This window comes from Cohnella sp. GbtcB17, from assembly GCF_019091135.1.
In the GTDB taxonomy this organism is placed as follows: Bacteria; Bacillota; Bacilli; order Paenibacillales; family Paenibacillaceae; genus Cohnella.
The window spans coordinates 1-240 of record NZ_JAGXJW010000431.1 but is presented as its reverse complement, the minus strand read 5'-3'; the positions used below and the strand labels follow the sequence as shown (position 1 = coordinate 240).

Here is a 240-nt window from a genome sequence, read left to right as displayed (position 1 = left end):
CAGGACGGGGAGTCGGCCGTGCTAATGACCCAGGCCGTACAGTTCCCGAAGGAGATGTTCGAGCGGGTGCGGGAGGTCGGCCATCTCGATCCCAAGGAGATTGAGCACACGCTGACGCCGATGGTGCTGCTGATGTCGCAGAACAAGGACATGTTCAGCCTGTTCCATACCGACAAGGCGGAGGATGAATATACGCATCAGCACAATATCGTTGTCAGCGGACTGTCCTCGCTGATCGGC

At 58.3% G+C, this 240-nt stretch carries 1 pseudogene; it reads left to right on the top strand.

Going from position 1 to position 240, the window contains the following annotated elements:
* Nucleotides 1–24: 24 nt before the first annotated feature.
* Nucleotides 25–240 (top strand): annotated as a pseudogene (locus KVT38_RS34120) (HD-GYP domain-containing protein); the annotation flags it as partial.